The organism is Pseudomonas marvdashtae, from assembly GCF_014268655.2.
Classification (GTDB): Bacteria; Pseudomonadota; Gammaproteobacteria; order Pseudomonadales; family Pseudomonadaceae; genus Aquipseudomonas; species Aquipseudomonas marvdashtae.
In genome coordinates, this window is the sequence record NZ_JABWQX020000001.1 from 1,211,924 (window position 1) to 1,225,153 (window position 13,230).

General features: G+C 60.1%; 15 protein-coding genes and 1 tRNA gene. 15 read left to right on the plus strand and 1 reads right to left on the minus strand.

From position 1 onward, the window contains the following. Positions 1 to 43: 43 nt before the first annotated feature. The 15 genes from aspS (at position 44) to HU742_RS05585 (ending at position 12,200) form a co-directional block, all read left to right on the plus strand. On the plus strand, positions 44 to 1,819 hold the full coding sequence (gene aspS / locus HU742_RS05515) for an aspartate--tRNA ligase (RefSeq protein ID WP_186643622.1): 1,776 nt from the start codon (positions 44 to 46) through the stop codon (positions 1,817 to 1,819). Positions 1,820 to 1,939: 120 nt separating this feature from the next. Further along, a complete protein-coding gene (locus HU742_RS05520) occupies positions 1,940 to 2,686 on the plus strand; it encodes a YebC/PmpR family DNA-binding transcriptional regulator (RefSeq protein WP_186635602.1) in 747 nt (248 codons plus the stop codon). 51 nt (positions 2,687 to 2,737) lie between these two features. Further along, entirely contained in the window at positions 2,738 to 3,262 is a 525-nt protein-coding gene (ruvC, locus tag HU742_RS05525; RefSeq protein WP_014339919.1) for a crossover junction endodeoxyribonuclease RuvC, read from the plus strand. A gap of 114 nt (positions 3,263 to 3,376) precedes the next feature. Beyond that, on the plus strand, positions 3,377 to 3,994 hold the full coding sequence (ruvA, locus tag HU742_RS05530) for a Holliday junction branch migration protein RuvA (RefSeq protein WP_186635605.1): 618 nt from the start codon (positions 3,377 to 3,379) through the stop codon (positions 3,992 to 3,994). Next, a complete protein-coding gene (gene ruvB, locus HU742_RS05535) occupies positions 3,995 to 5,056 on the plus strand; it encodes a Holliday junction branch migration DNA helicase RuvB (protein WP_025215228.1) in 1,062 nt (353 codons plus the stop codon). A 128-nt stretch (positions 5,057 to 5,184) separates the two neighbouring features. After that, complete coding sequence (gene ybgC / locus HU742_RS05540; protein WP_186611665.1) at positions 5,185 to 5,652, plus strand: tol-pal system-associated acyl-CoA thioesterase; 468 nt, start codon at positions 5,185 to 5,187, stop codon at positions 5,650 to 5,652. Then, positions 5,642 to 6,337, plus strand: a complete 696-nt coding sequence (gene tolQ / locus HU742_RS05545; protein ID WP_039591698.1) for a protein TolQ — start codon at positions 5,642 to 5,644, stop codon at positions 6,335 to 6,337. The genes ybgC and tolQ overlap by 11 nt, the downstream gene beginning before the upstream one ends. Positions 6,338 to 6,360: 23 nt before the next feature. Then, positions 6,361 to 6,813, plus strand: a complete 453-nt coding sequence (tolR, locus tag HU742_RS05550) for a protein TolR (RefSeq protein ID WP_162277330.1) — start codon at positions 6,361 to 6,363, stop codon at positions 6,811 to 6,813. Then, positions 6,813 to 7,874 carry a cell envelope integrity protein TolA gene (tolA, locus tag HU742_RS05555; RefSeq protein ID WP_186635610.1) on the plus strand — a complete coding sequence of 354 codons (1,062 nt, stop codon included), beginning with the start codon at positions 6,813 to 6,815 and terminating at the stop codon, positions 7,872 to 7,874. Before tolR ends, tolA begins: the two co-directional genes overlap by 1 nt. Next, the gene (tolB, locus tag HU742_RS05560; RefSeq protein ID WP_437179876.1) at positions 7,871 to 9,172 is read left to right on the plus strand and encodes a Tol-Pal system beta propeller repeat protein TolB; all 1,302 of its coding nucleotides are present in this window, start codon (positions 7,871 to 7,873) and stop codon (positions 9,170 to 9,172) included. The genes tolA and tolB overlap by 4 nt, the downstream gene beginning before the upstream one ends. A 52-nt stretch (positions 9,173 to 9,224) precedes the next feature. After that, positions 9,225 to 9,722: a peptidoglycan-associated lipoprotein Pal gene (pal, locus tag HU742_RS05565; protein WP_003178634.1), complete on the plus strand. Its 498-nt coding sequence runs from the start codon at positions 9,225 to 9,227 to the stop codon at positions 9,720 to 9,722. Positions 9,723 to 9,728: 6 nt separating this feature from the next. Beyond that, on the plus strand, positions 9,729 to 10,553 hold the full coding sequence (ybgF, locus tag HU742_RS05570; protein WP_186643624.1) for a tol-pal system protein YbgF: 825 nt from the start codon (positions 9,729 to 9,731) through the stop codon (positions 10,551 to 10,553). A 166-nt stretch (positions 10,554 to 10,719) separates the two neighbouring features. Then, on the plus strand, positions 10,720 to 11,367 hold the full coding sequence (gene queE / locus HU742_RS05575; protein WP_186635618.1) for a 7-carboxy-7-deazaguanine synthase QueE: 648 nt from the start codon (positions 10,720 to 10,722) through the stop codon (positions 11,365 to 11,367). Between the two features lie 19 nt (positions 11,368 to 11,386). Then, entirely contained in the window at positions 11,387 to 12,061 is a 675-nt protein-coding gene (queC, locus tag HU742_RS05580; protein ID WP_186636264.1) for a 7-cyano-7-deazaguanine synthase QueC, read from the plus strand. A 63-nt stretch (positions 12,062 to 12,124) separates the two neighbouring features. Next, positions 12,125 to 12,200 (plus strand) — tRNA-Lys (locus HU742_RS05585). A gap of 93 nt (positions 12,201 to 12,293) precedes the next feature. Here the strand turns inward: HU742_RS05585 and HU742_RS05590 are convergent. After that, complete coding sequence (locus tag HU742_RS05590) at positions 12,294 to 13,229, minus strand: LysR family transcriptional regulator (protein ID WP_186643626.1); 936 nt, start codon at positions 13,227 to 13,229, stop codon at positions 12,294 to 12,296. Between the last annotated feature and the right edge of the window lies 1 nt (position 13,230).

Below are 13,230 nucleotides of genomic sequence, written 5' to 3' on the forward strand. Positions count from 1 at the left end.
GCCTCCAACCGAATGTCGAATTACGAGAAGTGAAACCACTACCATGATGCGCAGCCATTATTGCGGCCAACTGAACGAAAGCCTGGAAGGTCAGGAAGTTACTCTTTGCGGATGGGTCCATCGTCGTCGTGACCATGGCGGGGTGATTTTCCTCGATATCCGTGATCGTGAAGGCCTGGCCCAGGTGGTGTTCGATCCGGACCGCGCTGAAACCTTCGCCACCGCCGACCGCGTGCGCAGCGAATACGTCGTCAAGATCACCGGCAAGGTGCGCCTGCGTCCGGCCGGCGCCGGTAACGCCAACATGGCGTCGGGTATGATCGAAGTGCTGGGCTATGAGTTGGAAGTGCTCAACGAGTCGGAAACCCCGCCGTTCCCGCTCAACGAATACTCCGACGTGGGCGAGGAAACCCGTCTGCGCTACCGCTTCATCGACCTGCGTCGTCCGGAAATGGCCGAGAAGCTGCGCCTGCGTTCGCGCATGACCACCAGCATCCGTCGCTACCTGGACGAGAACGGCTTCCTCGACGTCGAGACGCCGATCCTGACCCGCGCCACGCCGGAAGGCGCCCGCGACTACCTGGTCCCGAGCCGTACCCACCCCGGCAGCTTCTTCGCCTTGCCGCAATCGCCACAGCTGTTCAAGCAACTGCTGATGGTGGCCGGGTTCGATCGCTACTACCAGATCGCCAAGTGCTTCCGCGACGAAGACCTGCGTGCCGACCGTCAGCCTGAGTTCACTCAGATCGACATCGAGACCAGCTTCCTCGACGAAAAAGACATCATGGGCCTGACCGAAGGCATGATCCGCAACCTGTTCAAGGAAGTGCTGGGCCTGGAATTCGGCGAGTTCCCGCACATGACCTTCGAAGAGGCCATGCGCCGCTACGGTTCCGACAAGCCAGACCTGCGTAACCCGCTGGAACTGGTGGACGTGGCCGACCAGCTCAAGGACGTCGATTTCAAGGTGTTCAGCGGCCCGGCCAACGACCCTAAATGCCGTATCGCGGCCCTGCGTGTTTCAGGCGGGGCGAGCATGCCGCGCAAGCAGATCGACGATTACACCAAGTTCGTCGGCATCTACGGTGCCAAGGGCCTGGCGTACATCAAGGTCAACGAGCGCGCCGCGGGTGTTGAAGGCCTGCAATCGCCGATCGTGAAGAACATTCCTGAAGCCAACCTCAATGTGATCCTCGATCGCGTGGGCGCGGTTGATGGCGACATCGTGTTCTTCGGCGCCGACAAGGCCAAGATCGTCAGCGAAGCCCTGGGCGCGTTGCGCATCAAGCTGGGCCACGACCTGAAGCTGCTGACCTGCGAATGGGCACCGATGTGGGTCGTCGACTTCCCGATGTTCGAAGAAAACGACGACGGCAGCTTCTCCGCGTTGCACCACCCGTTCACCGCGCCGAAGTGCTCGCCTGAAGAATTGGAGGCCAACCCGGCCACCGCTCTGTCGCGCGCCTACGACATGGTCCTGAACGGCACCGAGCTGGGTGGCGGTTCGATCCGTATCCATCGCAAGGAAATGCAACAGGCGGTGTTCCGCCTGCTGGGCATCAATGAAGCCGAGCAGGAAGAGAAATTCGGCTTCCTGCTGGATGCGCTGAAGTACGGCGCGCCACCCCACGGTGGCCTGGCCTTCGGCCTGGACCGCCTGGTGATGCTGATGACCGGCGCCCAGTCGATCCGTGAAGTGATCGCGTTCCCGAAAACCCAGAGCGCGGCCGATGTCATGACCCAGGCGCCGGGTGTCGTGGATGCCAAGGCACTGCGCGAGTTGCACATTCGTCTGCGTGAACAGCCAAAGGCTGAGTAAGGCTGACACCTGAGAGGGCGCATCTTCGGATGCGCCTTTTCATTGGGGTCGATATTTCTGATTGCCGGCGACTGCGCGAGCGCAGGGCGGGCAATGTTCCAAAGAGAAACGGAGCGAGTTATGGCAGGTCATTCCAAGTGGGCGAACATCAAGCACCGCAAAGAACGTCAGGATGCCAAGAGAGGCAAGATCTTCACCAAGTGGATCCGTGAGCTGACGGTCGCGGCCCGCCAGGGTGGCGGCGATCCGGGTTCCAACCCGCGCCTGCGCCTGGCCCTGGACAAGGCCTTGGGTGCCAACATGAGCCGCGACATCATCGACCGGGCCATCGCCCGTGGCGCCGGTGCGACCGAGGCCGACAACGTTGAAGAGCTGACCTACGAAGGGTATGGCCCGGGCGGCGTGGCGGTGATGGTCGAATGCATGACCGACAACCGCAACCGTACCGCTGCCGCCGTGCGTCATGCGTTCAGCAAATGCGGTGGCAACCTGGGCACCGATGGCTCGGTGGCTTACCTGTTCGAGCGCAAGGGGCAGATCAGCTTCGCGCCGGGTATCGATGAGGATGCGTTGACAGAAGCGGCCTTGGAAGCCGACGCCGATGACGTGGTCAGTCATGAAGACGGTTCGTTCGACGTGTTCACCTCGTTCGCCAGTTTCTATGCCGTGCGCAACGCCTTGGAAGCTGCGGGTTTTGCGCCGGCCGACGCGGAAATCGTCATGCAGCCAACCACCAGTGCCGAATTGGATCTGGAAGGCGCCGAGAAAGTGATCAAGTTGATCGACATGCTGGAAGACCTGGACGATGTGCAGAACGTCTACTCCAACGCTGACATCCCGGAGTCGGTGGCTGAACAGCTGGGCTGACACCCTGCACGGCTGTATCCTTTTGCAACCGCACTACCTTTCGCAGGCGTTATGACTTTAATCCTTGGTATCGACCCCGGTTCGCGCATCACCGGCTACGGTGTGGTTCGCGATACCGGGCGCGGCTGCGTGTACGTTGCGTCTGGCTGCATCCGCACCGGGGCGGGCGAACTGCACGAGCGCTTGCAGATTGTTTATCGCGGCGTGCGCGAAGTCATCCAGACCTACGGCCCGGTGACCATGGGTATCGAACGGGTCTTCATGGCGCGCAACGCCGATTCGGCCCTGAAGCTGGGGCAGGCCCGGGGTGCGGCCATTGTGGCGGGTGCCGAGGAAAACCTGGAGATCGCCGAATACACCGCGACCCAGGTCAAGCAGGCGGTCGTCGGTACCGGGGCGGCGAACAAGGAACAGGTGCAGATGATGGTCATGCATTTGCTGAAACTGGTCAGCAAGCCGCAGATCGACGCCTCCGACGCCCTGGCCATCGCCATTTGCCATGCCCACACCCGTTCCAGCCTGCTGCCCCATGGCCTGGGAACCGCACGCAGTCGTGGCGGGCGCCTGCGTCTCTGATAGCATCAGCGCATTCATTCATGAGCCCGAGCAAATTGCGCCTGTATCGTCGGCCTTGATGCTCGTGTTGTTACTCGCCAGCCAGCGGCTGGCCAACGCCCAAGGATCTGAAACGTGATTGGACGCTTGCGCGGCACCCTGGCTGAAAAACAGCCGCCGCACCTGATTCTGGATGTAAACGGCCTGGGCTATGAGCTGGAAGTGCCCATGACCACGCTGTATCGCTTGCCGTCGGTCGGCGAGCCGCTGACCCTGCACACCCATTTGGTCGTGCGCGAAGATGCCCAGTTACTCTATGGCTTCTTCGGCAAGCGCGAGCGGGATTTCTTTCGCGAGCTGATCCGCCTCAATGGCGTCGGCCCGAAGCTGGCCCTGGCCTTGATGTCGAGCCTGGAAGTCGATGAGCTGATCCGTTGCGTGCAATCCCAGGACACCTCGGCGCTGACCAAGGTGCCGGGAGTGGGCAAGAAAACCGCCGAGCGCTTGTTGGTCGAGCTCAAGGACCGCTTCAAGGCCTGGGAGGCGGTACCGGCGATGTTCGCCCTGGTGCCGAATCAGCCGAACGAGCCGGACGCGCTTACGCCAGCGGTCAGCGCCGAGAGCGATGCGGTCACTGCCCTGATCTCCCTGGGCTACAAGCCGCAGGAAGCCAGCAAGGCGATTTCCGCCATCAAGGAAAAAGGCCTGAGCACTGAAGATATGATTCGCCGTGCCCTGAAGGGAATGATTTAAGTGATTGAAGCTGACCGTCTCATCGCCGCCACGGGCGCGCCCCGTGACCGCGAGGAAATCCAGGACCGCGCGATCCGCCCCGTCAGCCTGGCCGACTACATCGGCCAGCCGACCGTGCGCGAGCAGATGGAGCTGTTCATCCAGGCCGCCCGTGGGCGCAGCGAGTCCCTGGATCACACGTTGATCTTCGGTCCGCCGGGCCTGGGCAAGACCACCCTGGCCAATATCATCGCCCAGGAAATGGGCGTGTCGATCAAAAGCACCTCCGGACCAGTCCTCGAGCGCCCGGGTGACTTGGCGGCGCTGCTGACCAATCTAGAACCCCACGACGTGCTGTTCATCGACGAAATACACAGGCTGTCGCCGATCGTCGAGGAAGTGCTGTATCCGGCCATGGAAGATTTCCAGCTCGACATCATGATCGGCGAGGGGCCGGCGGCGCGTTCCATCAAGCTCGACCTGCCGCCCTTCACCCTGGTGGGTGCCACCACCCGCGCCGGCATGCTGACCAACCCGCTGCGAGACCGCTTCGGTATCGTCCAGCGCCTGGAGTTCTATAACAACGCCGACCTGGCGACCATTGTCAGCCGCTCGGCCAGCATCCTCGGTTTGCCGCTGGACCCGGACGGTGCCTACGAGATCGCCCGTCGGGCCCGGGGCACGCCGCGGATCGCCAACCGACTGTTGCGCCGCGTCCGCGACTTTGCCGAAGTCCGCGCCAAGGGCCACATCACCAAGCCGATTGCCGACCTGGCCTTGAACCTGCTGGACATCGACGAGCGCGGCTTCGATCACCAGGACCGGCGTCTGCTGCTGACCATGATCGAGAAGTTCGACGGTGGCCCGGTGGGCGTCGACAGCCTGGCCGCGGCCATCAGCGAAGAGCGCCATACCATCGAAGATGTGCTGGAGCCGTACCTGATCCAACAGGGCTATATCATGCGCACCCCGCGCGGGCGCGTGGTGACGCGTCACGCCTATCTGCACTTTGGCTTAAACATCCCGACACGAATGGGTGAGATGCCGGTGGTAGACGAATTCCTCGATGCGGTGGACGATTGAACGCGCTCTTTATCCCGACTTTTTTCCGGTTCGTGCTGTCCCAGACCACGCCTGGAGCGTCAATGCATTCGAGAATGAAAAAACAGTTGCCTGGCCGGATTGGCAACCCGAGGAGTAAGCACTAGAGTATGCGCGCGCAAAACGGGCTGGAGTCGTTCGCACATCGCTGTCGCGTTTATTACGAGGACACCGATGCCGGCGGCATCGTTTACTACGTCAATTACCTCAAGTTTATGGAACGGGCTCGAACCGAACGGCTGCGGGAACTGGGTTTCGCCCAATCCGCGCTGGCAGGGGAGGACCTGTTATTCGTCGTGCATTCCAGCGAAGCGCGCTACCACGCGCCGGCGCGACTGGACGACGAGCTGCTGGTAAGTGCCGATGTCATCGAATTGAACCGCGTCAGCCTGCGCTTCAAGCAGCAGGTCAGGCGGGCTGCGGATAATGTGCTGCTCTGCGAAGGGCAGTTTTTGGTGGCCTGTGTGCGCACCCATAGTTTGAAACCCCGGGCCATTCCCGAAGCTCTACGCGCGGCCTTTGCCGGCGTGAGCGGCGCGGGTACACACTCAGAGCAGGAGATAAAGCGTGGAAGCTAACGTCGTCGACCATTCCTCCATGTGGAGCCTGGTCAGCAATGCCAGTGTCGTGGTGCAACTGGTAATGCTGATCCTGGTAGCCGCATCGGTGACCTCATGGATCATGATCTTTCAGCGCAGCAACATGCTGCGCGCCGGTCGCCGTGCCCTGGAGAGCTTCGAGGAGCGCTTCTGGTCCGGCATCGACCTGTCCAAGCTGTATCGCCAGGCGGGCAGCAACCCGGACCCGGATTCGGGTGTCGAGCAGATCTTCCGTGCCGGCTTCAAGGAGTTTTCCCGTCTGCGCCAGCAACCGGGCGTCGATCCTGAAGCGGTGATGGAAGGTGTGGCCCGTGCCATGCGCGTCGCCATCTCCCGCGAAGAAGAAAAACTCGAACAGGGCCTGCCGTTCCTGGCGACCGTCGGTTCGGTCAGCCCGTACATCGGCCTGTTCGGTACCGTGTGGGGGATCATGAACTCCTTCCGTGGCCTGGCATCCGCCCAGCAGGCAACCCTGGCCACCGTGGCCCCAGGCATCGCCGAGGCGCTGATCGCCACGGCCATCGGCCTGTTCGCGGCGATCCCGGCCGTTATTGCCTACAACCGCTTCGCTGCCCGCAGCGAAACGCTGACCAGCCGCTACTACACCTTCGCCGATGAATTCCAGGCGATCCTGCACCGCAAAGTGCACACCAGCGAAGAATAAGCAGGTATTTCCCAATGGCTTTAATCGCTCGAGCCCGAAAAAAGCGCAAGCCGGTCGCCGAGATGAACGTAGTGCCCTACATCGACGTGATGTTGGTGCTGCTGGTCATCTTCATGGTGACCGCGCCGATGCTCAATCAGGGCGTGAAGGTTGATCTGCCCAAGGTTTCCAGCGAAGCCTTGCCGCAGGACAACAACACCCAGGTACTGACCATTTCGATCAAGGCTGACAAGACCTATTACTGGAACCTTGGCAGCGAAGTCGATACCGAGAAGCAGCAGGACCGCGCCATGACCTTGCCGCAGATGACCGATGCGGTGACAAAGATCATCAACGCCGGTAACAGTAACGGCAAACGCACCCAGGTCTTCATTCGCGGCGACAAGACCGTCGACTACGGTGCCGTCATGGGTGCCATGGGCGGTTTGCAGAAAGCCGGGGTCGGTAATGTTGGCTTGATCACCGAGGCCCCCTGATGCAACAACAGCGAGAGCCGTCCGCCTCGGAAAGCTACTTCTGGCCCAGTGTCCTGGCCATCGGCCTGCACGTGCTGGTGTTCGGTATGCTGTTCGTCAGTTTTGCCATGACCCCGGAGCTGCCGCCGGCCAAGCCGATCGTGCAGGCGACCCTGTACCAGCTCAAGTCGAAAAGCCAGGCGACTACGCAGACCAACCAGAAGCTGGCTGGCGAGGCGAAGAAATCCGCCGCGCGCCAGACTGAAGTCGAGCAGATGGAGCAGAAAAAGGTCGAGCAGGAAGCGGTGAGAGCAGCGGAACAAAAGAAAGAGGAAGCTGCTCAAAAGGCCGAAGAAGCCAAGAAGGCCGATGAGGCGAAGAAGGCAGACGAAGCCAAGAAAGCCGACGAAGCGAAGAAAACCGCCGAGGCCAAGAAGGCAGAAGAGAAACAATTGGCTGATATAGCCAAGAAGAAATCCGAAGAAGAAGCCAAGAAAGCCGCTGAAGAAGAGGCCAAGAAAGCGGCCGCTGAAGAAGCGAAGAAAAAGATTGTCGAGGACGCGAAGAAAAAAGCGGCCGAAGACGCCAAGAAGAAAGCTGAAGCTGACGAGGCGAAAAAGAAAGTCGCCGAAGACGCGAAGAAGAAAGCCGCCGCCGACGCCGCCAAGAAAAAGGCCCAGGACGCAGCGCGTAAATCCGCCGAAGAGAAAAAGGCCCAGGCCTTGGCAGATTTGCTTTCCGACACGCCGGAGCGCCAGCAGGCATTGGCCGATGAGCAGGGCGATGAAGTCGCCGGCAGCTTCGACGATCTGATTCGCGCACGAGCGGCGGAAGGCTGGGCTCGTCCACCTTCGGCGCGCAAAGGCATGACGGTAGTATTGCAAATCGGCATGTTGCCCGACGGTACGGTTACCTCGGTCAGCGTGGCCAAGTCCAGTGGCGATGGTCCGTTCGACGCTTCGGCGGTCGCGGCGGTCAAGAACATTGGGCGATTGACGGAAATGCAAGGAATGAAGCCGAGCGATTTTGCTCCCTATCGTTCGTTCAAGATGACATTCACACCTGAGGATCTAGCCTTGTGAGAAACCTTCTTCGATCAATGCTTGTCGTTATCTGCTGCCTGGCAGGGATAGCGGTAGCAGAGGAAAAGAACATCCTGGTCACCAGCGGCAGCGACCGGGCGACCCCTATCGCCGTCGTTCCGTTCGGTTGGCAGGGCGGCAGCGTCCTGCCGGACGACATGGCTGAAATCATCGGCAACGACCTGCGCAACTCGGGTTACTACGCGCCGATTCCGAAGCAGAACATGATCGGCTTGCCGACCCAGGCCAGCGAAGTCATCTACCGTGACTGGAAGGCCCTGGGCGCCCAGTACATCATGGTCGGCAGCATCGTTCCGGCCGGCGGTCGCCTGCAGGTGCAATACGCCCTGTTCAACGTCGCCACCGAGCAGCAAGTGCTGACCGGCAGCGTGTCGGGCAGCGTCGACCAGCTGCGCGACATGGCGCACTACATCTCCGACCAGTCGTTCGAGAAACTCACCGGCATCAAGGGCGCGTTCTCTACTCGCATGCTCTACGTGACAGCCGAACGCTTCTCCGAGAAAAATACCCGCTACACCCTGCAGCGTTCCGACTATGACGGTGCCCGCGCAGTGACCCTGCTGCAGTCGCGCGAGCCGATCCTGTCGCCGCGTTTCGCCCCCGATGGCAAGCGTATCGCCTATGTATCGTTCGAACAGAAGCGTCCACGCATCTTCATGCAGCACATCGACACCGGTCGTCGCGAGCAGATTACCAACTTCGAAGGCCTGAACGGCGCGCCAGCCTGGTCGCCGGACGGTACCCGCCTGGCGTTCGTGCTGTCCAAGGACGGTAACCCGGACATCTATGTGATGAACCTGGCGTCGCGTTCGATTTCCCGCGTCACCAATGGCCCGGGCATCAACACCGAACCGTTCTGGGGCAAGGATGGCTCGACCATCTACTTCACCTCCGACCGTGGCGGCAAACCGCAGATCTACAAGACCAGCGCCGGTGGCGGCGGTGCCGAGCGCGTGACGTTCGTGGGTAACTACAACGCCAACCCTAAACTGTCGGCGGACGAAAAGACCCTGGTGATGATCCATCGCCAGGATGGATTCACCAATTTCAAGGTGGCGGCCCAGGATTTGCAGCGCGGTAGCGTAAAAATCCTCACTGATAGCACTCTGGACGAGTCACCTACTGTTGCGCCCAACGGCACCATGGTAATCTACGCCACCCGCCAGCAGGGCCGGGGAGTCTTGATGCTCGTGTCCATTAATGGACGCGTGAGGCTCCCGCTTCCTACCGCTCAAGGCGAAGTCAGAGAACCGTCCTGGTCCCCTTACCTGAACTGACGCGGCGCAATACGTTTTACTTAACACACTGGGGTTCATTAGGAGTTTCACGATGGAAATGCTGAAGTTTGGTAAATTTGCTGCGCTGGCTCTGGCCATGGCTGTAGCTGTAGGTTGCTCGTCCAAAGGCGGCGACAACGCCGGTGAAGGCGCTGTTGATCCAAACGCTGGTTACGGCGCTAACACTGGTGCAGTTGACGGCTCCCTGAGCGAAGAAGCTGCTCTGCGCGCAATCACCACCTTCTACTTCGAATACGACAGCTCGGACCTGAAGCCAGAAGCCATGCGCGCTCTGGACGTTCACGCCAAAGACCTGAAAGCAAACGGCGCTCGCGTTGTTCTGGAAGGCAACACCGACGAACGTGGTACTCGTGAGTACAACATGGCACTGGGCGAGCGTCGTGCGAAAGCCGTTCAACGCTACCTGGTACTGCAAGGTGTTTCCCCAGCTCAGCTGGAACTGGTTTCCTACGGCGAAGAGCGTCCAGTTGCTACCGGCAACGACGAGCAGTCCTGGGCTCAAAACCGTCGCGTCGAACTGCGTAAGTAATTCGTCATGCGAACGTGCCGTCGTGCTGTAACTGTTCTGGCTCTCAGCCTCGCGCCGCTTGCGGCGTGGGCTGCGGTTCCTGTGGTCGATAACCAGACCGGCTATGATAATAGCGGGAGCAGTTATCCGCCTGCAGGTTACGGTACGAACGGCGCCTATGCCGGGGGAGGGGTTTCGGCCCCTGTCTCGGCACAGGGCCAGCTGTTCAACCAACTGCAGCAAATGCAGGATCAGATCTCGCGCCAACAGGGTGTGATCGAAGAACTGCAAAATGATATTTCGCGCATGAAGCAAGAAAGCCTGGAGCGATACCAGGATCTTGATCGGCGCATAGGAACCGGCGTTGCACCTGCCGCGACTCCTGAGAATTCTCCAGCCGGTGGCGACTTGAACGCTCCCGGTGCAGCCGCAGGCGCCGGGGCAGCAGCACCTGCAGCCGGTGGTGAGCCGGCTGATCCGGCGAAGGAAAAGCTCTATTACGATGCCGCCTTCGACCTGATCAAGGCCAAGGATTTCGATAAGGCCAGCCAGGCCTTCTCCGCTTTCCTGCGCAAATACCCCAACAGCCAGTACTCGGGTAATGCCCAATACTGGTTGGGTGAAGTGAACCTGGCCAAAGGTGACCTGCAAGGTGCCGGCCAGGCGTTCGCCAAGGTCTCGCAGCTGTATCCCAAGCACGCCAAGGTGCCGGATTCGCTGTACAAGCTGGCTGACGTGGAACGCCGCCTTGGTCATACCGACAAGGTCAAGGGCATTTTGCAGCAGGTGGTGGCCCAATACCCGGGTACCTCCGCCGCCCAGCTGGCCCAGCGCGATCTGCAGCGCATGTAAGGCTGTTTGACCCGCTTGGAAGAAACCCGCGCTTGTCGCGGGTTTTTTCGTTAGAATTCACGCCCTTTTTCTGAAACACGCTTCTTGGGATCTACGCGTTGGCGGGGTTGCTTGAAGTGCCTGACGGAGGCGGACAGCCTGTTTAGCTGTTACGCCCGTGGCGACTATGCAAGACACATTGAGAATTACCGAAGTTTTTTACTCGTTGCAGGGTGAAACGCGGACGGCCGGGCTGCCTACTGTATTTGTGCGCCTCACCGGTTGCCCGTTGCGTTGCCAATACTGCGACAGTGCCTATGCCTTCAGCGGCGGCACCTTGCGAACCCTCGACGATCTCCTCGAACAAGTGGCCGGCTTTCGCCCCCGCTATGTTTGCGTCACCGGCGGTGAGCCCTTGGCGCAACCCAACGTCATCCCCTTGCTCAAGCAGTTGTGCGATGCCGGCTATGAGGTCTCGCTGGAAACCAGCGGCGCCCTGGACATTTCGCCGGTCGACCCACGGGTCAGTCGCGTCCTGGACCTGAAAACCCCAGGTTCCAAGGAAGCGCATCGCAACCGTTACGAGAACGTCGAGCTGTTGACCCCCAACGATCAGGTCAAGTTTGTCATCTGCTCAAGGGAAGACTACGACTGGGCCGTGTCCAAACTGATCCAGTATGGTCTCGACCGGCGGGCCGGCGAGGTGTTGTTTTCACCGAGTCATCACGACCTCAATGCCCGGGAACTGGCCGATTGGGTCGTGGCGGACAATTTGCCGGTGCGCCTGCAATTGCAGCTGCATAAATATCTTTGGAACGACGAGCCGGGGCGCTGACATGATTGAGCAAGACACGATTTCTGAAAAGCGCGCGGTCATCCTGCTGTCCGGTGGCCTGGACTCGGCAACCGTCGTGGCCATGGCCCGAGCAGACGGCTATAGCTGCTACACCATGAGTTTCGATTACGGCCAGCGTCACCGCGCCGAGCTTCATGCCGCCGAGCGGGTAGCCCGTGACCTCGGCGTAGTCGAGCACAAGGTGATCGGCCTGAACCTCAACGGCATCGGTGGTTCGGCCCTGACCGACAGCTCCATTGACGTGCCCGAGGCGCCGAGCGAAGGCATTCCGGTGACCTATGTGCCGGCGCGCAACACCGTGTTCCTATCGCTGGCGCTGGGCTGGGCCGAAGTGCTGCAGGCCCGCGACATCTTTATTGGCGTCAACGCCGTGGATTATTCCGGTTACCCGGACTGCCGCCCGGAATTCGTCGAGTCGTTCGAGCGCATGGCCAACCTGGCGACCAAGGCCGGCGTAGAAGGACAGGGCTTTCGCATCCAGGCGCCGCTGCAAAACCTCAGCAAGGCCGACATCATCAAGGCGGGAGTGAAGCTGGGCGTGGACTATGGCCTGACCGTTTCGTGCTACCAAGCCGATGATCAGGGCCGCGCTTGTGGCAAGTGCGACAGCTGCCGACTGCGTGCCGAAGGCTTCGCAGCGGCGGGCGTAAGCGATCCAACCCCTTATTTTTGATTTATTTCAAATTAAGTGTTGAATAGTCCTTAGAAATCAGTATTATACGCGCCACCACACAGAGGGTCGTTAGCTCAGTTGGTAGAGCAGTTGGCTTTTAACCAATTGGTCGTAGGTTCGAATCCCACACGACCCACCATTTTCTGTAGTTTTAAAAGTCTGGAAGGCCCACGCAAGTGAGGATTTCCGGATTTTTTTTTGCCTGCAGAAAAGTTCGCTGGCCTGATCGGAGTCAGCGCAATCCTTCCTCCGAACACACTTGCATGATCTGCTGGCGCAACCAGATATTGGCGCTGTCCTGGCTGGCTTTCTCGTTCCACACCATGTCCAGCGTAAAGTTCGGCAGGCCCGCCGGTGGCTGGCGCTCGGCGAATTTCTCTTTGTCGCAAAGCAATGCCTGGATGCGCTTGGGCAGCGTCAGGATAAAGTCGGTTCCGGCGACCAGGTTCAACGCTGCCACGTAGCTGTTGGCTCGGGCAACGATCTGCCGCCTATGACCCTGTCGATCGAGCCAGCCATCGATCATGTTGGTGTCAGACGTCCAAGGTGTCGGAAAGATATGCTTGCATGCGACGAAGTCCTCCAGGCTTAACGCTTCGTTGGGTCCCGAGAAATGTTTATCGACCACGCACATCAGCTCATCTTCGAGCAGGGTCTGTGAGTGCAAGCCTTGGCTGTCGCCATGGAAATTCGGGCCGAAACACACGACAAGATCGAAGCGATCTTCCTCCAATGCGCCCACCGGGATATCCCGCTGGAATTTGGTGATGTTGATGACCACCGGAAAACTGCCGCCGATGAAGCGTTTAACGAGTTTCGGCAGGATCAGCAGTTCGAAATACTCCGGCGCGCAAACGGTGAAGGTTACTGCTGCCTGACTCGGATCGAACGCCTGCTTGCCCGCGTGGCATTGGTTGATCGTCTTGAGGATCTCAAGTATCTGGCCGTACATGGCGGCGGCTTTGTGGGTGGGGCACATGCCACTGCGAGTGTTGATGAACAGCTCGTCTTCGAAGCTGATGCGCAGTTTCTTCAGGCAGTAGCTCACGGTCGACTGGCTGACACACAGTGCTTCGGAGACCTTGGTGACGTTGCCCTGTTCGTACACCGCGACAAACACCATCAAGTCTTGCATGTCCAGCTTTCTGAGCTGGTTGCTAATGAGCATC

Coding starts and splice junctions, on each gene's coding strand:
- HU742_RS05590 (WP_186643626.1), bottom strand. CDS start 13,229: ATGCTCATTAGCAACCAGCTCAGAAAGCTGGACATGCAAGACTTGATG.
- pal (WP_003178634.1), top strand. CDS start 9,225: ATGGAAATGCTGAAGTTTGGTAAATTTGCTGCGCTGGCTCTGGCCATG.
- aspS (WP_186643622.1), top strand. CDS start 44: ATGATGCGCAGCCATTATTGCGGCCAACTGAACGAAAGCCTGGAAGGT.
- HU742_RS05520 (WP_186635602.1), top strand. CDS start 1,940: ATGGCAGGTCATTCCAAGTGGGCGAACATCAAGCACCGCAAAGAACGT.
- ybgC (WP_186611665.1), top strand. CDS start 5,185: ATGCGCGCGCAAAACGGGCTGGAGTCGTTCGCACATCGCTGTCGCGTT.
- ruvC (WP_014339919.1), top strand. CDS start 2,738: ATGACTTTAATCCTTGGTATCGACCCCGGTTCGCGCATCACCGGCTAC.
- tolA (WP_186635610.1), top strand. CDS start 6,813: ATGCAACAACAGCGAGAGCCGTCCGCCTCGGAAAGCTACTTCTGGCCC.
- ybgF (WP_186643624.1), top strand. CDS start 9,729: ATGCGAACGTGCCGTCGTGCTGTAACTGTTCTGGCTCTCAGCCTCGCG.
- queE (WP_186635618.1), top strand. CDS start 10,720: ATGCAAGACACATTGAGAATTACCGAAGTTTTTTACTCGTTGCAGGGT.